Below are 21,543 nucleotides of genomic sequence, written 5' to 3'. Positions count from 1 at the left end.
GGACATGATCACCTTCAGCGAGCAGTGGAAGGCGCTGCTGGGCGTGCGCTACGACAACTTCCAGCAGGAGACGCAGAACCGCATCGCCGGCCAGCGCAACCTGTCGCGCACCGACACCGCCTGGAGCCCGCGCGCCGGCCTGGTGTGGCAGCCGTCGAAGGCGCAGTCGTACTACGTGTCGTGGAGCAAGTCGTTCCAGCCCTCCGGCGAGGCCTTTGCACTGGCGGCCAACAATGCCGACCTGGCACCGGAGACCACCAACAACACCGAGTTGGGCGCCAAGTACGACTGGCTGAACGGCAAGGCGAGCACGACGATCTCGGTGTTCCGGCTGGAGCGCTCCAATATCAAGGTGAGCTCGCCCAACAATGTCCTTATCCCGATCGGCGAACAGCGTACCGACGGCGTCGAGATCTCTGGCGCAGCTGAACTCGGCGGCGGCTGGCGCATGCTGGCCGGCTACGCCTACCTGGATGCCACCGTCACCAAGTCCAGCGCCGCGCTGCAGGGCAAGCGCGCCACGCTGACGCCGCGCCATTCCGGCAACGCTTGGCTGACCAAGGACTTGGGCTACGGCTTCGGCGTGGGTGCCGGCGTGAACCTGGTGGGTGCGCGCTATGCCGACCCGGCGAACACCGTGACGCTGCCCGGCTATGTCACCGCCGATGCCATGGCCTGGTACCGCCGCGGCGCCTTCGAGGCACAGCTGAACCTGTATAACCTGTTCGACAAGGGCTACATCGTGTCCGCGCATGGCACCAGCCCCAACCTGAACATGCCCGGCGCCCCGCGCAGCGTGATGGCGACGCTGCGGTACCGCATGTAATCAACGCTGTCCCCACGGGTGAAAACCTGTGGGGCAACGCTCCACCCGGGCAATTACAGCAAGCTGAAGGCCTCTCAAACGTCGCACGATTTCTGGGGCACCGGCCCGCTCACTTAGTTTGTCGTAACAAGACGTATCAAAAGACTGTAATGCGAATCATTCCGACTAGCATTGCGATTTACTAAGCGCGCTTGACTAAACATCTCCAGTCGCACAACCCAACTCCAAGGCCCAAAGCCATGCAAGAGATCTTCGTACTCGCCCACGTACCGACCGCCCCCGTCAATGAAGGCTTCCTGCCGGCGGCGCGGGCACTCGGGCTTTCCGTCGTCTTGCTGACCGACTGCGCCGATGCGCATCGCGCGCACTTTGCCAACACCGGATTGCCCGCCTACCCGGATGATGTCATCCCGTGCGACGTCTTCAACCCGCTGGCGGTCATCGATGCGATCACCCGCCGCGGCGGCAAGCCCGCTGCTGTCTTCTCCAACAGCGATCACCTGCAGACGGCCACGGCGGTTGCAGCGGCCTACTTCGACCTGCCGGGCAAGGACTGGCGTACCACCTACGCCGCCAAGAACAAGGCGGAAATGCGGCGGCGGCTGGCGGAGTCGGGCATCGATACGCTCTGGCACGCGGTCGTCTGCGATGCCGCCGGCCTGGCGGCCCTCGCCGGCGTCCCGATGCCATGCATCGTCAAGCCGCGCGAAGGCGTGGCCAGTCAGCAGGTCAGCCTGGCGCGCAGCCGCGCCGAGCTTGCCGAGCATTGCGGGGCCATCTGGGCCCGGCACCCGGGCCAGGCGCTGTTGCTGGAGGAATACCTGGAGGGCCCGCTGTACACGCTGGAGACGCTGGGCGATGGCAAGGAGATCCGCGCGCTGGGCGGCTTCCGCGTAACCCTGTCGCCGCCGCCGTACTTCGTTGAGCTGGAAGCCGTGTGGGGCACCGGCCTGCCCGCGTCGGTCGAGGCCGAAGTCCTGGACACCATCCGCCGCTTCGGCATCGGCTTTGGCGCCTGCCACACGGAATATGTGCTGACCCCGAAAGGCCCGCGGCTCATCGAGATCAACTACCGCAGCATCGGCGACTACCGCGAGTTCCTGCTGTCCGACACCCTGCAGTTCCCGCTGTTCGAGCAAGTCCTGCGCCTTCACCTTGGCGAGGCCCTGCCGGCGCTCGAGGTGCCGAAGCGGGCGGCCTGGATCCGCTATTTCACTGCGCAGGTGGAAGGCACGCTGCGGCATGCGCCCTCCCATAGCCAGCATGAAGGCGACGGTGTGCGCCTGACCTACCAGCCCCTGCGCAAGGTGGGCGACGCCATCCAGCTGACCAACTCCAACAAGGATTACCTGGGCGTGCTGCGCGGCAGCGGTCCGGATACCACGGGCCTTGCCGCCGCGGTGGAGCTGGCCAGCAGCAAGCTCGCATGGGAGATCGCACAATGACCGCCCGCCTGCCTGACCAACCGGGCCTGTCCGCCGCGACGGTGGATCTCGATGCCACCTATATCTGCGTCCGTGTCGTCGACACCTTGCTGCGCGAAGATGTCCGCGCGTGCGCCAGTCGCGGCGAGCTGCACGGCGCCGATGCCGTACCGGCCGCCACGGCGCATGGTTTCGACGCCGGCCAGCAGTGGCTGCGCGTGGCGCACCTTGGCGCCGGCACGCTCTGGATTCCGGTGACGCCCACCCGCTACATGCAGGAATGGCGCCTGACCCGCCTGCCGCTGCTGCGCGAAGACGCCGGCGCGCTCGCCGACGCTTTCTCCCCGCTGCATGACATCGACACCATCCTGGCAGCCTTTGCCGGCAACCTTCCCGCGGAGGAGGCACGCCCGTTCACCGCCTACGCCGACGAATGCCGCGCGGCGGTCGAGCATCGCAAGGCGTCGATGGCCGAGCGCGCGCGCTGGTTCGCGCAGCCCGATAGTGCCAACGGCCACGCCTTGCCGGCATGGGACCGGCGCATGCTGCACTACGACCGCGCCGCGGGCTTCCTCGACCATCCCTACTACCCCACCGCGCGCGCCAAGCTCGGTTTCGCCGCCAACGATCTCGCCCACTACGCGCCCGAATTCCAGCCGGCATTCACGCTGAACTGGCTGGCGGTCCCGCGCGAGCGCCATCATCCCAGCGCCGACACGCTGCCGCCGAACTGGCCGGATTTCGCCGATGTCGGTCTCGATCCCGCGCTCGCACGCTCGCATGCGCTGGTGCCCGTGCATCCGTTCGTGTGGCAGCATCACCTGGACGGCTTCCTGGCCGAAGCCGGACTCGACGGCCAGGTCATCCGCGCCCCGCGCGCGTACCTGCGCGTGTCGCCTACCTTGTCGGTGCGCTCGCTGAGCCTGCTCGATGCGCCCGAATGGCACGTCAAGCTGCCGCTCACGATCCGCACCCTGGGCGCCAAGAACATCCGCACCATCAAGCCCAGCACCATCGGCGACGGGCACCGCATCCAGTCGCTGCTTGGCGATATCGTCCGGCGTGAACCGGGCCTCAACGGGCAGGTGCTGTTCACCGATGAGGCCAACGGCGCCCATGTGGACCAGCGCCCGTTCCTGGGCTACATCCTGCGCCGCTACCCCGAACAGCAACTGGCGCACGCCACGGTGGTATCGGTTGCCGGCCTGCTGGCCGAAACCGCCGGTGGCCTGTGCGTGGCCGAGGAACTCGCCGGTCGCTACCACGGCGGCGATCTCGATGCCTGGTTTGATGCCTACCTGGCGCTCACGCTGCAGCTGCACCTCACGCTGTGGCTGCGCTACGGCATTGCCCTGGAGTCGAACCAGCAGAATTCGATGCTGGTCTACGGCGACGACGGGCTGCGCCTGCTGCTGAAGGACAACGATGCCGCGCGCATCGACCGCGGCACGCTCGCGCGCCGCTGGCCGGCACTGGCGGCCCGCCTCGACGGGCTGGAAGACCAGCGCATTGGCGTGGCGGATGCGCTGCCGTTGGCGCAGATGTTCGTCACCATCACGCTGCAGCTGAACATTGCGGCTCTGGTGGAAGGCCTCGCGCAGCGCCGCCGGTCCGATCCCGCCACCGGCTACGCGCGCGTGCGGTGCCACGTGGAGGCCGTGCTTGCCAACCTGGCCGCCGCCGGAGAGGACACCGGCTTCGCACGCCAGGTGTTGCTCGACGACGACCGCCTGCACCTCAAGTACCTGCTGACCGCGGCGTCGCTGGTGGAGAAGGCGCAGACCGGCGCGACCGACGTCAACAAGTTCTACGGCAAGCGCGCGCCCAACTTCCTCCGGGTGCCTTCATGAGTACCGGCACGCGACAGGTGGTCGCGGTGGTCATGCTGTGCCATTTCATCGCGGCGTTCGCGGCACTGGGCATGCCGCCGTTCTTCGCGCTGATCCTGCAGCGTTCGCTGCACAACGACGTGCCGTGGCTCGCGGGTGCGTTCTACGTGGTGCCGACGCTGCTGGCAGCGGTGTCGGCGCCATGGTGGGGCCGGCTCGCGGACCGCTTCGGCAAGAAGCCGCTGCTGATGCGCGCGCAACTGGGCCTGGCGGCAAGCTTCCTGCTTGCCAGCTACGCGACCAACTCCTTTACCTTCCTGGCGGCGCTCGTGCTGCAGGGCGTGCTGGGCGGCACCTTCTCGGCATCCAATGCCTACCTGGCAACTGTCGCCAGCGGCACCACGCTCACACGCAGCCTGACGGCGATGCAGTGGTCGGCGCGCGCCGCGCTGGTGGCGGCACCCGCCTGCCTCGGCCTGTGGATGGGGGCGGAGTCGCCAATCGTGCTGTACCGCTGGCTGGCGTTGCTGCCGCTGGTCGCCGCGGCACTGATCGCATGGTTGCCCGCGGGCGATGCCGCCAGCGCCGCAAAGCGCCCGGCTGCACGCGCCGCCGGCACAAGCGCCGCGGCACCAGCCACGCCCCGGCAGATCTACGTGCTGCAGATCGCGTTCGTGTTCGCCACCGTCGTGACGTTCCCGTACTTCATCCCCGACATGCAGCAGCGCATGCCTGCCATATCCGCGGCGACGGCCGGGCTGCTGTTCGGCCTGCCACACCTGGTGTATCTGGCCGCGGCGCCATTGCTGTCACGGCGGCTGGGACTGGCCCCGTCGCTGGGGCTGCTCGCCACCGCCTACGGCACGCTGGTGATCACCCTGCTGGCGCAGGCGGCGCCGCTCGGCCTGCCGGCGCTGGTGGCCTGGCGCCTGCTGATGGGCACCGCCATGACGGTCGGCTTCATCGCGCTGCATGCGCTGGTGGCAAGCGTCGTGCACGCCGGCAACGCCGGCCGGACCTTCGGCTGGTTCGAGAGCAGTTCGAAATGGGGTGGCGTCGTGGCCGGGCTTGCCGCCGGTGCGGCAGTCAGCATGTCCGGCCAGCGTGCGCCTTACCTCCTGGGCGCCGCGCTGCTTTCGCCGGCCGTCACTTACCTGATCCTTACCGCCAGACAGCGGATGAGCACACTCTGATCGCTCCCGAGAACGAAGTCACAAGACAATGCAAGTGCAAACCAAGATGGAAGATACCGGCGCGCGCCGCCTGCTGGCGGAACTGGCTGCCGCGCGTCGCTGCCAGGAAGCGCTGTTGAACTGCTACTGCCGCGAGGTCGCGGCGCCCGCCGGCCAGCTACGCGTCGGCCCGCACGCAGGGCAGAACGACTGGCCCGCGACGATCGCCATGACGCTGCAGCGCGAGCCTGCCCAGGTCCTGGAAGTGCAGCTGCCGCATATCCATGACCGTCTGCTGGCCGTGGTCGGCGGTGCCTGGCTGACCGGCAACTACCGCTATCTGTCGCCGGTGTTCCACAAGGCCGAGAACAAGCCGTGGGCACTGCTCGACTGGGAATCGCTGGCCGCGCTGCTGTTGCGCGAGATGGCGCAGCAGCACGAACTGCCGCCCAATACCGAGCTGATGGAGCAGATCCGCAACAGCGTGGCCGTCAGCACGGAAGTGCTGTCCGTGCCGGTGTCCGCCACGATTCCGGCCGATCCGGTGGAGGCCTACATCGATTCCGAGCAGTCGCTGACCTTCGGCCATCCGTTCCACCCCACGCCGAAGAGCCGGCAGGGCTTCTCCGACGATGACCTGCTGCGCTACTCGCCGGAACTGCGCACCCGCTTTCCGCTCGCGTGGTTCGCGGTGCCGCGCGAAGACATCGCGCAGCAGTCCCTGCTCGACGCCAGCTGCGACCAGCTGATTGCGGCGAATACCCCGGCAGTCTCCGCCGACCGCGTGGCGGTGCCGGTCCACCCCTGGCAGGCGGGCTACCTGCGCGAGCATCCGCTCGTGCGCGATGCGCTGGCGAGCGGCCGCATGCAGGACCTGGGCACGCAGGGCGCGGACTTTTTTCCCACCTCGTCGATCCGCACCCTGTACCAGCCCGGCAATCCGTACTTCTACAAGCTGTCGCTGAACATCCGCATTACCAACTGCGTGCGCAAGAATGCATGGTACGAGCTGGAGAGCGCCATGCACGTCAACCGCGTGCTGCTTCCGCTACTGCCGGATCTCGGGCGACTGTTCCCGGGCCTGGCGCTGATGGAGGAGCCGGCGTTCCAGTCGGTCGACCTCAAGGACGCCGATATCGACCAGAATCGCCAGGTCATCGAAGGCTTCGGCCTGATCCTGCGCCAGAGCGTGGATACGCTGCGCACGCCGGACTGCGTGCCCCTGCTGGCCGGCTCGCTGTTCGGCAACCATTACTACGGCGAAGCCCGCATGCAGCGGCTCCTGACGGAGCTCGCCGCGCAGACGGGGACGCCTGTGGATGTCATGACGGAACGCTGGTTCTCCGCCTACGTGTCGCAACTGGTCTATCCGGTCTTCCACCTCTTCTTCGCGCACGGCGTCATCTTCGAGCCGCACCTGCAGAACGTGGTGCTCGGCCTGCGCCAGGGCCTGCCCGCGCAGCTCTTCCTGCGCGACTTCGAGGGTGTGAAGCTGACGCCCTCTCGCCATCCCGCCGCATCAATGCCAGAGCTCAGCGAGCGCGCGCAGGCCTCCCTCTGGTACGACGAAGAGCAAGGCTGGAACCGCGTGGCCTATTGCCTGTTCGTCAACAACCTGTGCGAAGTCATCGCCCAGCTGGGTGCCGGCAGGCCATCCCTGACCACGCGGCTGTGGTCCGTGGTGCGCCATCACCTGCATACCTACCAGCATCGCCATGGCAATGCGGCATCGGCCCGGCGCATCAACGGACTGCTGGGCGGCAGCCCGTTCCCGGCCAAGACCAATTTCAGCAACCGCTTTTTCCAGCGCGCCGACCGCGCTTCCACCTACGTGCCCGTCACCAATCCCATTCCTTTCGCTGGCGTGGAGGCCGCATGGCAATGACTGCCCCTGAACTGCGCTGGACGCGCGTCGCCGCCCACCTGCACGACGCGCTTGCCAAAGCCAGCGCCCCGCTGTGCACCTACGTCTACGACCTGGAAGCGCTGCGACGCCACGCCGCGGCCACGGCACGCAGCCTGCCACCCGGCTTCGAACTGTTCTACGCGATCAAGGCCAACTCCGACCTGCCGATCCTGCAGACACTGGCGCCGCTCGCGCATGGCTTCGAGATCTCCTCCGGCGGCGAGCTGGCCTGGGTGCGCGAACACTTTGCCGATGTGCCGCTGATCTTCAGCGGCCCCGGCAAGACCGATGCGGAACTGGCTAGCGCGCTCGATCTCGGCGTCGAGGCACTGCATGTGGAAAGCCTGCATGAACTCGAACGGCTGGCATGGCTCGCGCGGGAGCGCGGCGTCACTGCCCCGGTGCTGCTGCGTGTCAACCTTGCCATCGAAGGACTGCAGGCCACCACGCTGATGATGGGCGGCAGGCCCACGCCATTCGGCATCGCCGGCGACCAGCTGCCGGCCTGCCTGGCGTGGCTGGGCGCGCACCCGGAAATCCGGCTGCGCGGCTTCCATTTCCACCTGATGTCGCACCAGCTCGACGCCGCCGCCCACCTGCGCCTGCTCGACGCCTATCTGCAGCAGGTCAGGCGCTGGCGCGCGGAGTATGGGCTCGAGACGCTGGACCAGGTCAACGTCGGCGGTGGCATCGGCGTCAACTACCGCGAGCCCGAACGGCAGTTCGACTGGGCCGCCTTTGCCGACGGCCTGCCGGCGCTGTCGGCGCAGCGCGACGGGCTGACCGTGCGCTTTGAATGCGGGCGCTATATCACCGCGTTCTGCGGCTACTACGCGATGGAAGTCATCGACGTGAAACACGCCTTCGATCGCGCCTTCGTCGTGGCCTGCGGCGGCACGCACCACTTCCGCACGCCCTATGCGCAGGGGCACAGCCACCCGTTCCGCGTGCTGCCCGTGGAATCGTGGCGCTACCCGTTTGCGCGCCCCGGCGTAAGCCACGCGCGCGTCAGTGTGGTCGGGCAGCTCTGCACGCCGAAGGACATCCTCGCGCAGGACACGCCGGTGGACAGCGTGCGTGCCGGCGACATGGTGGTGTTCCCGTATGCCGGCGCCTACGCCTGGCATATCTCGCACCACGACTTCCTGCGCCACCCGCACCCGCGGCACTGCTACCTTCCGGCGGAGGATGCCAATGCTGCAGCCTAACCAGCTGAAGGCCGCGCTTGCGTCCGGGCGCGATGTGTTCGGCCTGATCAACTCGCTACCCTTGCCGCTGATGACAGAGATGATTGGCTACGCCGGCTTTGATTTCGTGATCCTGGACCTCGAGCACGTCGGCGTGAACCCCCAGACGCTGGAGAACATGATCCGCGCCGCGGAATGCGCCGGCACCACCGCCCTGGTACGCGTGCCATGCGCCGCGCCGGACATCATCCTGCGCGTGCTGGATGCCGGTGCGCAAGGCATCGTTGTACCGCATGTGCGCAGCCGGGCGGAGGCCGAGCTGGCGGTCGACAGCGCGCGCTACCACCCGCTCGGCTCGCGCGGCATCACCGGGGGCCGGACCACCGGCTTCGGCACGCTGACGTTGCCGGCCTATTTCGAGCGGGCGAACCGTGAGCTGATGGTGGTGGCCATGATCGAGGACCGCGAAGGCGTCGATGCCATCGAAGAGATCGTAGCCGTGCCTGGCATCGACATGGTGCTGGAAGGCGCGATCGACCTGTCGCAAAGCTTTGGCGTGCCCGCTGACGCGCAACATCCCTCGGTGCAGGCAGCAATCCGGCGCATCGCACAAGCCTGTCAGGCACGTGGGGTGCCGTTCTGTGCCATTCCCCGCGCCGCGGGGCAATGCGAGCACTGGCGCGAACAGGGTGTCCACGCCTTCCTGCTCGGCGACGACCGCGCCACCGCGTTCCGGGCCATGAAGCAGCTGGTGGCGGGCTATCGGCGTGAAACCTGAGCCGGATTGTGCGCGTGCCGGACCAGCCTAAGCCAGTAGTACTGCCGCGGATTGCGAATCACTATTGGGTGCACTATGCGGGTGGTGGCCGCGGACGGTGGGCCTGCGGCGGCATGCTGGGTGCGCCCCGGCCACGCGCTGCCGAGGGTTCCCCCCGCCGAACGTGTCAAGCTTTTCCAGCTTTGCACTGTCCGTACGTGGATCGGCCGTGCCAGTTCGCGTACCGTCGCTGAATGTATCGAAGTTCCATAGCTTCGCTGTTTCGCTATTGACATCGAATTTGCCGGGGCGCACAAGATCTACATAGACGTTGTGCTTCCCAACCTTGCTTCTTTAGTGAACCGCGTATTTCCTGGGAAACATAGCAAAATTCGCCGGCAATCCTCAGCCTATTGGCATGAGCATCGGGGGGAGCGCTCGCGCGCGCGGCCTTTCAACCGTCGGGGCGGGCACGCGGGGCCATTGCTCGCGGCGGCCTCGGTTGTCTCGGTGCCTGTCAGCGGATCCCAAAGCAGTGACGACGTAGCGCGATGGAAGCGAATGGGCCATAGAATGAAGGCGTCGCGCCTGGCGTTATGTAAGCACATGGACATGGGGCCGTCGGCGGTGACGACCTTGAACGCACAAGCGTCAATCCGGTCCTCTTCCAGTTTGCTCGCATCCATAAAATTGTGGATGACGAACGAGAGGGTGTGCACCCGCCCCCGACCCCTGACAACGTCCTTACTCATTGCCCAGGCCTTTCGCGTCAGCCATCCTACGACTGGCGCCCACAACGCCGGGTGCCCGCAGAACCAATGCGCCAGTCGGCAAGCGGTCGCGATGGGCCGGGTCCGCTCAAACACCACGCCGGCCGTCATGGTCTGCAGGGTAGCCACGAAGTGCAAGTCGTCAAACGCGTCGTAGAGGTTACCGTTCGCCGCCAGGCACATCCCATAGCGGCTACACGAAGGATGCCCGATCAGCGAGCTCGCAAACTGGAGCGCCGTTCCCGCCCCGCGCTCAATCTGAGCGGCCGTCGTATCGGGCGTGATGGCCGCACCACGCGCGCCTTGCACGCCCCGGCCAATGTCAGCTTGCAACTGGAACGACGCGGTACGGATCCGTCCCGCGCGCTCCCGGAAGAACGCGACGACGGTAGGAATCTCGTCGAAATTTCCATCGTGAACCGTCGTGTTAAACATCACTGATAGTGGCAGACCGGCGGCGCGCTCCAGGTAGCGCTGGCGAAGGGCATTCAGCTCCGTTTCGGTCTGGTAGCCCGGGCGCCGCTGGGTGGTATCGACATGAAAGGCGACGTCCGCCAGTCCGGCAGCCGCCAACTCGCCCAGCAGGGCGCGGGTCGCCCGAATGCCATTGGTCATCAGTGTGGCTCGCATTCCCAGCGCATGAATCCTGCGCACGATGGCGAGCAGATCGTCGCGCTTGCGCAGCGTTGGCTCGCCTCCGGTAACCTGGACGTCGGTGTTCCTCCCATAAGCATCTGAAGATGCGATCAACTCTGGCCATGACCTCTTCGAGGGGGATATCCTTGACCGCCTCCGAATTCTCGGACAGGTAGCACAACGTGCAGTCCAGATTGCAACGCTGGGTGATCTCCAGCGCCACGCAGCCGACCGGCCATCGCTGCCCCATTTGCTGGTTAGCTTGCGCAAGTCCTTGCTTGGCCATAACGGCCCGCGCGCGCGCCAGGGCGTCGGCTGGGGATCGTGGCCACGTCTCTGGCTTGTAAGCCTCAACATCCTTTCTAGACATCAAATGCATGACTTGTCCTCGTTGGGATCAGTCCGCCGGTCCTTCGCTTTGCCGGACGCAGCCGCGCCGCGGCGCATTTGGACTACCACTACTGGCTCTGTTCGCGCTATGCCCGTAAGAGTTGAAGCAACGCCCGTTTTTCCGCGGGAACGGCCTCCTCGGGGGTCAGCACCGCATCGCTTAGCGCGTGGCGACAGGGACAAGCGTCGTGGTCGGGCAATCCTGTCGACAGAATCCGGGTCAAAATCTGCCTGGCCTTGCCGACACTCTCCCCATAACGGGCGATCACCGCTGCCACGGTGGCATGCCACGCGGGATCCTCGAGCCAGCAGTCATAGTCGGTGACGATGCCCAAGGTGCAGTAGCAGATCTGGGCCTCTCGGGCGAGGAAGACTTCCGGCACGTTCGTCATGCCCACGACATCGCAGGCCATCGCGTCGCGCAGGAAATGGCTCTCGGCGCGTGTGCCAAGGCGCGGGCCGTCCACGCAGCCGTAAACCACTCTGGCATGCACAGGCAGTCGCAGCGCCCGGATGGTCGCTTCGAGTGTCGAGGCAAGCCGGGCACAAGTTGGCTCGGCCGAAGAAACATGCGCGACAAGCCCTTCCCCAAAGAAGGTCTTGGCTCGGTTGCCGCGCACCCAGTCCACATATTGGGTTGGGATGGCGAAGTCGCCAGGCGCGATCGCCTGCCGCAGGCTACCGACGGCGGACAGGCCGATGACCTGGCGGACCCCGAGTGCTTTCAGCGCGTAGATATTGGCACGGTAGTTGACCTCGTGCGGCAGCAGTTCATGTTGCCGACCATGGCGGGGCAGGAACATGACCTCCATGGCGCCGAGGCGGCCCTGGACCACGGGGGCCGACGGCGCGCCGAATGGCGTGTCGACCAGGTGCTCGTTGATCACGCTGAGCCCGTCGACGGCATAGATTCCGGTTCCGCCAATAATCCCTAGCATGGTGACTACTCCTCGTCAGTACGCAAGTTCGGCGCTGATGGAAGCAGCGCGATGGGGACATGTCGCAAATCGGCTGGTTCGTCAACGTCCGGCAGTGCAGGCAGTTCCGCCCAGCGCCAGCCAAGCTCAGTCAGGCGCTTGCGCGTTTCAGTCATGACGGTGGCAGTGCTCCAGCGAATTGCCGAGAACAGATGGGGATCAACGCGTCGCAGCCCCAGTAGGACGTACCCGCCATCGGTGGCGGGTACCAGCACCGCATCATGGCCGGCGTTCAGGATTCGCGCCGCAGCGCTGAGCTGCGTTGGCTCCAGCGCCGGACAGTCGGTGCCGATGATGAGCGCGCTGCCGGCACGTGCCAATGCCCGGCGGGCCGCCGTGGCCATTCTTTGACCGAGGTCGCCGTCGCACTGACGCGACAGCGCCACATTGAAGTCCCGCGCACAGGCCAGGAATGCCGGATGTCCAGTATCCGGCGTACAGCAGAGCTCGACCGGACCAATCTCGGCCGCACAGGCCGAGGCAAGCGTGTGCCGCAGCAAGCGCTCGGCCAGCGCCGCGGCCCCATAGGTACCCAGCGCCGGAATCAGCCGGGTCTTTGCATACCCCGGCTCGGGCGCTTTGGCGAAGACAATTACTTCGCACCGGGAGAGGCGCATGCGTGCTCCTTGCCTTCATAATGTCGCGCCAACGCTACGGCGCTGCGTCCAAAAAAGAACTGCAGCCGCAGCCACCACATCAGCAGTATCGTTCGCCAGGGTCCGCGCTGCTCCCACCGCCGCCCGGACGTGATCACGCGCTCATGTAGACACGCGGGCGGCCCGAGGCGCTTCAAGCGGCTCGATAGCACAATGTCTTCCATCAGCGGCAGATCCGGAAAGCCACCGACAGCGAAGAAGGCCTCGCGACGCACGAACATTGCGTGGTCCCCGGTGGCGATGCCGGTGAGCCGGGAGCGAAGGTTCATTGAGGCTGCGACAACGCGAAAGAGCCACAGCCCCCCCGCGATGCGGACATCGAACCGGCCCCACATCCGTTGTCCCGATTGCATGACGGCGCGGACAGCCAGGTCAGCCCCGGCTGGCAAGCGTGTGTCGGCATGGAGGAAAATCAGCAGTTCCCCGTGGGCCACAGCGGCGCCAGCATTCATCTGGCGGGCCCGGCCGCGGGCAGTGACGATGACCCGATCAGCCAGCGGCCCCGCCAGGCCAGCCGTGCCGTCCGCGCTGTCTGCGTCCACCACGATGATTTCCACGCCCTTGCGGCGCAGCGATTGCAGCGCGGCAAGGGCTTCTTCGAGATGCTCCGCTTCGTTCCAGGTCGGGATCACGATTGACAGGCGCATTAGCGTTCTCCCCGAAATCGGCCACTTGTCCTAATGAGTCGCACGGCCCCTCTCGCGGCAAAGGGCAGCACCCCGATCAGCGCGAACGAGCCGAGCAGCGCTGGCGACAAGATGTCTGCAACGTTGCTGATGCGTGCCAATTGGGTGCCGGCGTTCACGTAGACCACGGTACCGGCGAGCATGCCGACCTGGCTGACCCAGTAGAACGTGCTGGTCTTGATCGGTGTCAGCCCCATGGCCAGGTTGATCGCGAAGAACGGTACCAATGGGACCAGCCGGAGCGCGAACAGATAGAACGCACCGTCCTTCGCGAGCCCGGCATGGATCGCTGGAAGGCGATCAGCGAAGCGGCGTTGTACAGCGTCGCGGAATACGTAGCGCGAGGCGAGAAATGCCAGGGTGGCACCGATGGTTGAGGCGAACGACACGAGCAAGGTGCCGCCCCACAGACCGAAGATTGCGCCACCGGCCAGCGTCATGATCGCGGCGCCGGGCAGGGAGAGCCCGGTGACAGCGACATAGAGCAGGAAATAGCCCGACATCGCCACCGCCGGATGCGCCGCGTAGTAGGCTTGCCAAGCCGCCTGACCCGCTTTGAGCTGGGTCAGATTCAGGTAATGGCCGAGATCGAGGCCTAGATATGCCGCCACCAGCGCGACGATTGTCACCACGATCAGGACGCGGATACGGTTGACTTTCGAGGGGATTCCTGATGCCTTCATTTTCCAGGCTCCCCGCGCATTGCCACTATGCCACCGCGCCGCCAGGCATGAAAGCGTGCGAGCCATCTCAGCACCTGTTGCGGGGCGTGCGCCTGTTTCCACGCGCCGGCCGCGTACTTGTTGGCTTCGGCGAGCGTCGGATAGGTGTGGACGGTAGCGAGAATCTGATTGAGTCCCAGGCCGTGCTTCATCGCCAGCACGTATTCTGCAAGCAGCTCTCCGGCATGGTCGCCGACAATGGTGACCCCCAGGATCCTGTCCCGCCCCGCTACGGTCAGAACCTTGACGAAGCCACGGGCGCACTCGTCGGTGATCGCGCGATCCAGTTCGCCCAGGTCATAGCGGGTCACTTCATAGGGAATGCCTTGCTCCTTGCAGTCCCGCTCGCTCCGCCCCACACGGGCCACCTCCGGATCCGTAAAGGTGCACCATGGCATGACTGTGTAGTCGGCTTTGAAGCGTTTCACCCCGCCAAACAGCGCGTTGACCGTCGCGTACCACGCCTGATGGGCCGCAGCGTGGGTAAGCTGAAACGGCCCTGCGACATCGCCGCAGGCGTAGATGTTCGGGTAAAGCGTCTGCAGATAGGCGTTGGTCTCGATGGTGCGGGCCGGTGTCAGCGGGATACCCAGTGCCTCCAGGCCATAACCCGCGGTGCGCGGGCGACGCCCGACTGCGCACAACAGTGCGTCAAACTCCAGGACCATTTCCTGTTCGCCGCGGCTGACGATCAACCGCTTTAGACCACTGGCTTGCTCACAGCGCACCGCGCGGTGCTCAAGTAGAACCCGCACACCGTCCGCCGCCAGCGCCGCCGCGCTCAGTGCGCAGGCCTCTGGGTCCTCACGGACGAGGAGTCGCGGCGACCGCTGCACCAGCGTGACTTCCGCCCCAAAGCGGGCGAAAGCTTGCGCGAGCTCGCAGCCGGCCGGGCCACCGCCCAGCACAATCAGCCTTCGGGGTAGCGCACGGAGGGACCAGATTGTCTCGGTAGTGTAATAGCCGACCGCTTCCAGGCCCGGGATCGGCGGTACCTGGGGCTCCGCCCCGGCCGCGATGACGATGGCACGGGTGGCGAGCGTACGGCCGTTGACCTCCACTGTCCAGGGCGAGGTAATGGTGGCTCGCCCCTGGATAACGTCCACGCCGAGCTTGGCGTACCGCTCGGCCGAATCGTGTGGCGCGACCGTTGCAATCACCCGATGCACACGCGCCATCACCTCGGCAAAATCGAAGCTGAGCTCGGCGCTGGCAATGCCCAAGGCGGCCGCATGCTTGGCTTGCTTGACGAAACGCGCCGAGCGCAGCAGGGCTTTGGAGGGTACGCACCCGGAATTCAGGCATTCGCCCCCCATCTTGCCGCCTTCGACGAGTGTGACTTTCGCTTTCAGCGCCGCCCCAAGGTAAGCGGTGACGAGGCCGGCCGCGCCGGCACCGATGACGACCAGATTGCGGTCGAACGTCCTGGGCTTGGGCCAGCGGGCGATCAAGGGTCGGTTGGGCGGCATGGTTTGTTTCACGGATTCCGGCTCAGGCGGCCAACGCGCCACCGCAACTGCTGCCCTGACCTGCGGTGCAGCCGTAGCAATGGTCGGCCACGACGATAGGCTGACCGGCCAATTCGGCGCTCAGCAGATCGCGCAGGTGAGCCCGAGACGAAACGCCGAGCTTCAGCGGCAGGCCCAACATCTGGTTGAAATCGCAGTCGTGGAGATAGCCTTGCCAGTCAACGCTGACGAGGCTGCGGCACATCAGGCCGTCAAGATTGGCGGCGCTGAAATTAGCCTTCAACAGGCGCATGTAGTCCGCGAACTGCCCCTTCGAGACTAACGCGCTGCCAAAGCGCTGGATCGGCATGTTCGCAAGGACAAAAAGCCGGTTGAAGACAATGCCGAAATGCACATGCAACTCGCGCTTATAGTCCGCCTGGAGCTTCTCCTGATTGGGCGGCAAGGCCGGGCCTTGGGGGTTATACACGAGATGCAGCGCGAGCCCGGTATCAGGCTGGCCATAGCCGAGGCCGTTGAGGTGCCGTAGCGCCGATACGCTCTTGTCAAACGTGCCCGCGCCCCGCTGACGGTCGACGTTGTCCGCCGAATAGCACGGAAGGGAGGCCACGACTTCCACGCGTTCAGCGGCAAGGAATTCCGCGAGATCTTCCTGCCCCGGCTCGAACAGGATGGTGAGGTTGCAGCGATCGATGACGCGCGCACCAAGCGCTCTCGCACCCACCACAAGTCGGCGGAAGTGCGGGTTGAGTTCCGGGGCGCCGCCGGTGAGATCTAGGGTCGGAAGCCTGCGGGTGCGCAGCACCGCTAGCACCAGATCGACGGTGGCGCTGTCCATCATTTCCATGCGGTTCGGTCCGGCGTTGACGTGGCAATGCACGCAAGTCTGGTTGCAGCGATAGCCCAGGTTGACTTGCAAGGTCTCCAATGCCTTGCGTCGTATCGCCGGGAAGTCGGTCTCGCGTAGTAAAGGGAAGATGGCATGCATTAGCACTTCTCCTTGGGCTCGCTACTCGGCGATCTTTGCAACGCCTGTCTGGCCGCGTCGTCCGGTGGACCCGGCGGCATCCGGCAGAAGCCTTGGGCCGGAACGTGCAGCGCCGCGTTGAACTTGCTCGACAAATTCTGGAAGGCGATCAGCGCGGTGAGTTCGATGATGGCATCCTCGCTGAAATGCGCCTTGAGTTCACTCATCTGTGCGGCGTCCACGCCGCGACCGGTGGTAGTGACGGCCTCGGCATAGCGCAGGGCCGCTTTTTCGCGAGCGCTGTAGCGCGGGGAGTGGTCGAAGTCGGCCAGTTCCGAGAGTTTGGCCGCTTCCACGCTGCGCTCCAGCGCCGTCGCGGAATTGAGATCGACGCAAAACTCGCACCAGTTGATTTGCGAGATCCGCACCGTGATCAGCGAGCGCAGCGCAGGCTCGATGGGCGAAGACACCCGGTCGAGCGCGCGATAGAGCGCTGTCAAGGCGAGGAAGACTCTCGGGGAGCGGCCCCACAATCTGGCCGGCTCGAGTTCGGCACCATATTTCCTGCGTTGCAGCCACAAGATCAGGCGCACGTACCATGGATAGGTCGCGTCATCCGGCGTTGGGATCATGGACATGGCACAAGCCTCATTGCGTCAGCAGCATCCCGTACTGGGATCGCAGCAGGTGGCGCCCTGGTCGGCTGGAAGATGTAGCGCCCGCTTGCTTTCCGATGCAGATCGGCGAGTGCCAGGCGGCGCGCAGTACGGCTTGCCGGCCTGCTCGCTGACCGGTTCGATGCCAATGAAATGCGCCCGGTAGTCACCCTGCATCAGGAGCTGATAGGTCCGCTCACACACCGCCATACGCTCGCCGCGGGGAAACAGGTGACCTTCGTCGTCAGTCACCGAGGCGAATGGACCGCGGTAGATGACCGCGTGCCCCTTGTCGATACATGGTTGGCTCGACGGCTTTTGCGCCACCAGGGTGACCGCGCGGAACTCGATGCCATGGACTACCTGCCACGGCGTAGGCGCCCAGTTGTCGACCCCCACCGCGACAAAACCCGCCTGCACGAACGCTTGCAGGAACGCCGTTTCGGTGAACGCGCCGGAGATGCAGCCGCTCCATAGCTGCGGATCGGTCTTCAGTGCCGCGGGCACCGGCTCATCCGCAACGATATCGGAAATGGCCACCCGGCCATGGGGCCTGAGGACCCGGAAAATCTCCCGCACGACCGCCTGCTTCTCATGCTCGTCCACCAGATTCAAGACGCAGTTCGAGATCACCAGGTCCACCGAGTCGTCAGGCACCAGCGGTGCCCGGCGTTTCTGTTCGGCTTGCCAGGCGTGAAGCGCGGCCAGTCCGCGCGCGTCATGGACCGGGTTGCGGGCGAGCCAGGTGTCCATGGCAGCGACATCCAACGCCAGGTCCTGGATTCTCCCCTTGAGGAAGCGCACCCTGTCGCCGCCCAGTCGCTGCGCCATGTGCGGCCGGTACTTGCGCGCGAGCGCCAGCATGTCGTCGTTCATATCCACGCCAGTCACCTGGCCGGCCGCGCCGACGATCTGCGCGGCGATGTAGCAAATCTTGCCCCCGCCGGAACCAAGGTCGAGCACGGTGTCGCCGGGACGCACGTAGCGCGAGGGGTCGCCGCAGCCGTAATCCTTGTCGAGGATCTCGGGCGGGATTGCCGCCAGATAGCGGGGATCGTAGTTGACCGGACAACATAGCTGGGGTTCGGTGGCCCGGGCGCCCTCGCTATAGCGTTCGTAAACCGCGTCTTGCATCGACATGGTCGCATCCTCTCCAAGTTGCCCACTGTGAGGCCCGTCGTTAGTCCTGCTCGCCGTTGCCAAGAAATCGCACGAGCCCTACATCAGGCGCGACAGTGCCACGGCGCCTGCCGAAATCGCGCCAGCCACGGGGAAAGTGACCAGCCAGCCGTAAAGCACACCTTTGAGTGCGTCCACCCCCGCTGGCTGCCGACCGGTGTGCCAGCGGACCCCCAATAGGGCGCCGGTGCTCACATGGGTGGTGGACACCGGCAGGCCGAGCGGCGAGGCCAGCAAGACCAGCGACGAGGTGCACAGGTTGGCGGCTAGCCCCGTGTAGGCGTCGAGCGGCGCCACCCGATGCGCAAGCACGTTGAGCACCTTGCGTCCGCCCCATAACCCGCCCAGGCCCATTGCCACGGTAACTGCCACGATCGACCCGGCTGCGCCAGCCATTGGCAAGCCGGGCGGCGCTCCCGGCGACAGGGCCAGCCCCATGATCAGGATGGCCGCGATCTTGGGCACATCGTTGAGTGCCCGGGCGAAGCTGGTGGCCGCCGCGCTCATCCAGTGCAAGGCTGCCCACAGCCGGCGCACGCGCGCTGGCGTGGGGCGGCTTGCAGGGGCGGCGCAAAGGAAGGGGTCTGCCCGCCAAGCGTCGTGACTGCAGCAGTCCCCCTGCCTGACGGGCACCTTGCGCACCAGGCGATTGGCAAGCACGAGCACGCCACCGCATAGCAAGACTGCGATGAGCGGGCTCACCAGCAAAGGCAGCGCGACCTTGCCCAGGATCGAGCGCGCCAGCAGGCCCTGCGGGCCGGTGGCGGCCAGTGCCGCGCCGACCAGCCCGCCAAGCAATGCATGTGTGGTCGAGACCGGCAAGCCAAAGCGGGTGGCGCCCAGCACCCAGAGCACCGCGCCACTCAATGCCGCGAGCAGGAAGCTGAGGCTCAGGCGCATCTCGGGCCGTAACAGCCCGCTGCTGAAGGTGTGGACCATGGCAGCGCCCAGCACGACAGCGGTCAGCCCGCCCAGCACCGTCCACACCGTGCCCCACCAGAGCGCACGGCGAGCCTGTGCCACGCCTCCGCCGACCAGGCTGGCAATGCCCTTCGAGACATCGTTCGCACCGTTCGCCCAGGCCAGCAGGAGCACAACGGCCGCAATGAGTGTGATTGTCATCGAGAACCCCATTCACATCCCCCCCTGCCTGGTGGGTCAGCCGAAGCAAAGAACAGCGTGTCAGTCCGCGCCGAGGACACGCCGGCGAATCAGCCAGTCGATCGACAGCTTGCCCGGGCCGCGCGTCAGCAGCACCAGCAGCATGGCCGCCCACTGAATATGCGTGGGCCACGCCTGCGGATAGACGAACACCTGGATCACCGTCGTCATGCCCAGCAGCACTAGCGCCACAGGACGCGTCGCCAAGCCCAGCATGAGCAAGACTGGTGCGACCAGCTCGATCGAGACCGCCGCGTAGGCGGCCGGCTCGGGCGGGATCAGCGGGACGTTGTAGTCTTCCCGGAAGAGTTCCAGGGCCGACTCCCAGTTGGCGAGCTTGGCCATGGCCGAGTTCCAGAACACCGTGGCGACCGCGAGTCGCAACGGAATGGCGAGGATGGTGTGGGGAACACGATCTAGCCACGCCAGCGCTTGCCGCGCGCGCTCGGCCAGCGTCATGGATGAACCAGGAGAATGTGTGAGATTGCTCATGACGAAGGCTCCATGATTAGTCGAATGGCCGGCCGGACAGGCTGATGGCGGTGAAGCAGCCGGATGCCAGCAGCGTGGCAAGCCAGGCGTGCGTTTCGGACGAAGGGGCTTCCTGCAGCGCAGCATGTAACGGACGCCCCGCGAACAGTGCTGCCGCGAAGCGCCACTGCCATGCGCTCAGACGGTCGACTTCGACGCCGGACGGGGTCCGATTGACGAGCAGCCAGACCGGCCCGGCGCTCAGGTCGATGGCCTCCATCGCACCCTCGTCACGGCTTAGCACAGCCCGCCAGATCGCGTCGATCGGGAAGTCGGATTGCAATAGTCGCACGGCAGGATGCGGCGTGAAGCAGACATCCTCATGCTTGGCTTCCTCCCGGTGCGCGAGGCGAGCCAAGTCGAGCGGCATCGCGTCGGGCGCGTGCAGCACGGTATTGACCGCCCATTCGAGCCGGGCCGTGTCTGGTAGATAGGTCAGCGAGGCGGCCTGCGGCATCCCCGCCAGGAACTCCGGAAAGCCCTCACCATACCTGTCCAGCCATGCACTCCTTGGAGGCGATTCTTCCATGAACAGCCTGGCCGCGCCTTCGAAGAACTCGGGGCCAACCAAGGCGTGGATGGCCGGATAGGACAGGCGCAGCGCCGTCACCAGTGTGGCGATGGCGGTGTTCCGGTAGATGTCGAGCCGCGCCTGCGGCGCGAGGCCGTCCTCTGCGACGAGAGCGAGCAGGTCGCCGCCGGCCTCATGCAGCAGGCCCTGGCCGACGGCGCGCTGCAACTCAAGCAGCGTAGGGGGACGCGGATGCATGCTGTTGCCTCTCCAGAGCCGTTTCGGCGATCGCCGCCTCTTGCATCAGAATGTCGAGCGCGGGTACGTCGGTGTCCCATTCGATCAGCGTGGGCACTGGTCCGAAGCGTTGGAGCGCTGCCTCGTACAAGGCCCATACCGCGGGCGCGACGCGCGAGCCGTGATCGTCGATGCGCAGGGTTCGCCCCTGCTCGAGTTGCCGCACGCTATGGCCGGCCAGATGAATCTCACCGATCACCGCCGGCGGTAGCGCAGCCAGATATGTCATGGCGTCCCAGCCGTGGTTGCTGGCGCTGACATAGATATTGTTGACGTCGCACAGGATGCCGCACCCGGTGCGGCGTGCGACCTCGGCCAGGAATTCCCACTCGGGAATGGTCGAGTGAGCAAAGCGCAAGTAGGTCGACGGGTTCTCGACCAGGATGTGGCGCTTCAGAGAGGTCTGGGTCTGGTCAACGTGCCGGCACACGACGGCCAGCGCTTCTTCGGTCATCGGCAGCGGCAAGAGATCCGCGAGATAGGTGCCCCCGGCCACACTCCAGGACAGATGCTCGGAGACCAATCCCGGTTCGATCCGCGCCACCACCTCGCGCACGCGTGCAAGGTGGGTCATGTCCAGCCCTTCCGCACTACCTAGCGACAGGCCAACGCCGTGCAGCGAGATCGGATAATCGCGTCGAATGACCTCCAGGTAACCGGGCGCGCTGCCGCCGCCCATGTAGTTTTCGGTATGCACCTCAAACCAAGCGACCGCCGGACGCTCCTCCGCCACCACCTGGTGGTGGCGGAAGCGCAGGCCGACCCCGACTCGCGCTGGGATCGGGCCCGGCCCGCGTTGCAGTGCAACAGACGGGGCATCCATCGTTCTGCTCG

Annotated in this window: 20 protein-coding genes; 7 read left to right on the top strand and 13 right to left on the bottom strand. The window is 66.0% G+C overall.

Going from position 1 to position 21,543, the window contains the following annotated elements; all coding sequences use genetic code 11:
• From AC3WQZ_RS01605 to AC3WQZ_RS01575, 7 genes are all read left to right on the top strand, one after another.
• Nucleotides 1-826 (top strand): TonB-dependent receptor (locus AC3WQZ_RS01605; protein WP_492299919.1); only part of this gene is annotated, 826 nt, incomplete at its 5' end.
• Nucleotides 827-1,065: 239 nt separating this feature from the next.
• On the top strand, nucleotides 1,066-2,271 hold the full coding sequence (locus tag AC3WQZ_RS01600; RefSeq protein WP_492299917.1) for an ATP-grasp domain-containing protein: 1,206 nt from the start codon (nucleotides 1,066-1,068) through the stop codon (nucleotides 2,269-2,271).
• Complete coding sequence (locus tag AC3WQZ_RS01595) at nucleotides 2,268-4,100, top strand: IucA/IucC family protein (protein WP_492299915.1); 1,833 nt, start codon at nucleotides 2,268-2,270, stop codon at nucleotides 4,098-4,100. The genes AC3WQZ_RS01600 and AC3WQZ_RS01595 overlap by 4 nt, the downstream gene beginning before the upstream one ends.
• Nucleotides 4,097-5,272 (top strand): MFS transporter, encoded by a 1,176-nt coding sequence (locus AC3WQZ_RS01590; protein WP_492299914.1) that lies wholly within the window; start codon nucleotides 4,097-4,099, stop codon nucleotides 5,270-5,272. Before AC3WQZ_RS01595 ends, AC3WQZ_RS01590 begins: the two co-directional genes overlap by 4 nt.
• Nucleotides 5,273-5,300: 28 nt before the next feature.
• The gene (locus AC3WQZ_RS01585; protein WP_492299913.1) at nucleotides 5,301-7,136 is read left to right on the top strand and encodes an IucA/IucC family protein; all 1,836 of its coding nucleotides are present in this window, start codon (nucleotides 5,301-5,303) and stop codon (nucleotides 7,134-7,136) included.
• Entirely contained in the window at nucleotides 7,133-8,365 is a 1,233-nt protein-coding gene (locus tag AC3WQZ_RS01580; RefSeq protein ID WP_492299929.1) for a type III PLP-dependent enzyme, read from the top strand. The genes AC3WQZ_RS01585 and AC3WQZ_RS01580 overlap by 4 nt, the downstream gene beginning before the upstream one ends.
• Complete coding sequence (locus tag AC3WQZ_RS01575) at nucleotides 8,352-9,122, top strand: HpcH/HpaI aldolase family protein (RefSeq protein ID WP_492299912.1); 771 nt, start codon at nucleotides 8,352-8,354, stop codon at nucleotides 9,120-9,122. The genes AC3WQZ_RS01580 and AC3WQZ_RS01575 overlap by 14 nt, the downstream gene beginning before the upstream one ends.
• Nucleotides 9,123-9,511: 389 nt before the next feature.
• Here AC3WQZ_RS01575 and AC3WQZ_RS01570 read toward each other — a convergent pair whose 3' ends face one another.
• The 13 genes from AC3WQZ_RS01570 to bufB all read right to left on the bottom strand — a co-directional run bounded on the left by AC3WQZ_RS01570 (nucleotide 9,512) and on the right by bufB (nucleotide 21,532).
• The gene (locus AC3WQZ_RS01570; RefSeq protein WP_492299910.1) at nucleotides 9,512-10,864 is read right to left on the bottom strand and encodes a radical SAM protein; all 1,353 of its coding nucleotides are present in this window, start codon (nucleotides 10,862-10,864) and stop codon (nucleotides 9,512-9,514) included.
• Between the two features lie 119 nt (nucleotides 10,865-10,983).
• Nucleotides 10,984-11,835, bottom strand: coding sequence for an S-methyl-5'-thioadenosine phosphorylase (gene mtnP, locus AC3WQZ_RS01565; protein WP_492299908.1), 852 nt, complete (start codon nucleotides 11,833-11,835; stop codon nucleotides 10,984-10,986).
• Between the two features lie 5 nt (nucleotides 11,836-11,840).
• Complete coding sequence (locus AC3WQZ_RS01560) at nucleotides 11,841-12,491, bottom strand: TIGR04282 family arsenosugar biosynthesis glycosyltransferase (RefSeq protein ID WP_492299906.1); 651 nt, start codon at nucleotides 12,489-12,491, stop codon at nucleotides 11,841-11,843.
• The gene (locus AC3WQZ_RS01555; RefSeq protein ID WP_492299905.1) at nucleotides 12,467-13,177 is read right to left on the bottom strand and encodes a TIGR04283 family arsenosugar biosynthesis glycosyltransferase; all 711 of its coding nucleotides are present in this window, start codon (nucleotides 13,175-13,177) and stop codon (nucleotides 12,467-12,469) included. Before AC3WQZ_RS01555 ends, AC3WQZ_RS01560 begins: the two co-directional genes overlap by 25 nt.
• On the bottom strand, nucleotides 13,177-13,899 hold the full coding sequence (locus AC3WQZ_RS01550) for a TVP38/TMEM64 family protein (protein WP_492299903.1): 723 nt from the start codon (nucleotides 13,897-13,899) through the stop codon (nucleotides 13,177-13,179). The genes AC3WQZ_RS01555 and AC3WQZ_RS01550 overlap by 1 nt, the downstream gene beginning before the upstream one ends.
• Nucleotides 13,896-15,419 (bottom strand): dihydrolipoyl dehydrogenase family protein, encoded by a 1,524-nt coding sequence (locus tag AC3WQZ_RS01545; protein ID WP_492299902.1) that lies wholly within the window; start codon nucleotides 15,417-15,419, stop codon nucleotides 13,896-13,898. The genes AC3WQZ_RS01550 and AC3WQZ_RS01545 overlap by 4 nt, the downstream gene beginning before the upstream one ends.
• A 10-nt stretch (nucleotides 15,420-15,429) precedes the next feature.
• Nucleotides 15,430-16,395 carry an arsenosugar biosynthesis radical SAM (seleno)protein ArsS gene (gene arsS, locus AC3WQZ_RS01540; protein ID WP_492299900.1) on the bottom strand — a complete coding sequence of 322 codons (966 nt, stop codon included), beginning with the start codon at nucleotides 16,393-16,395 and terminating at the stop codon, nucleotides 15,430-15,432.
• Entirely contained in the window at nucleotides 16,395-17,012 is a 618-nt protein-coding gene (locus AC3WQZ_RS01535) for a carboxymuconolactone decarboxylase family protein (RefSeq protein ID WP_492299898.1), read from the bottom strand. The genes arsS and AC3WQZ_RS01535 overlap by 1 nt, the downstream gene beginning before the upstream one ends.
• 18 nt (nucleotides 17,013-17,030) lie before the next feature.
• Nucleotides 17,031-18,170, bottom strand: coding sequence for a DUF8838 domain-containing protein (locus AC3WQZ_RS01530; protein WP_492299896.1), 1,140 nt, complete (start codon nucleotides 18,168-18,170; stop codon nucleotides 17,031-17,033).
• A 78-nt stretch (nucleotides 18,171-18,248) separates the two neighbouring features.
• Nucleotides 18,249-19,331: an inorganic phosphate transporter gene (locus tag AC3WQZ_RS01525; protein WP_492299895.1), complete on the bottom strand. Its 1,083-nt coding sequence runs from the start codon at nucleotides 19,329-19,331 to the stop codon at nucleotides 18,249-18,251.
• A gap of 60 nt (nucleotides 19,332-19,391) precedes the next feature.
• Nucleotides 19,392-19,829 carry a DoxX family protein gene (locus AC3WQZ_RS01520; protein WP_492299927.1) on the bottom strand — a complete coding sequence of 146 codons (438 nt, stop codon included), beginning with the start codon at nucleotides 19,827-19,829 and terminating at the stop codon, nucleotides 19,392-19,394.
• A gap of 49 nt (nucleotides 19,830-19,878) precedes the next feature.
• A complete protein-coding gene (locus AC3WQZ_RS01515; RefSeq protein WP_492299893.1) occupies nucleotides 19,879-20,670 on the bottom strand; it encodes an HvfC/BufC N-terminal domain-containing protein in 792 nt (263 codons plus the stop codon).
• The gene (gene bufB, locus AC3WQZ_RS01510; RefSeq protein ID WP_492299892.1) at nucleotides 20,642-21,532 is read right to left on the bottom strand and encodes an MNIO family bufferin maturase; all 891 of its coding nucleotides are present in this window, start codon (nucleotides 21,530-21,532) and stop codon (nucleotides 20,642-20,644) included. Before bufB ends, AC3WQZ_RS01515 begins: the two co-directional genes overlap by 29 nt.
• Between the last annotated feature and the right edge of the window lie 11 nt (nucleotides 21,533-21,543).

Source organism: Cupriavidus sp. FW305-26 (assembly GCF_058787975.1).
The sequence above is the reverse complement of the archived record's forward strand: the minus strand, read 5'-3'. Positions and strand labels throughout refer to the sequence as shown.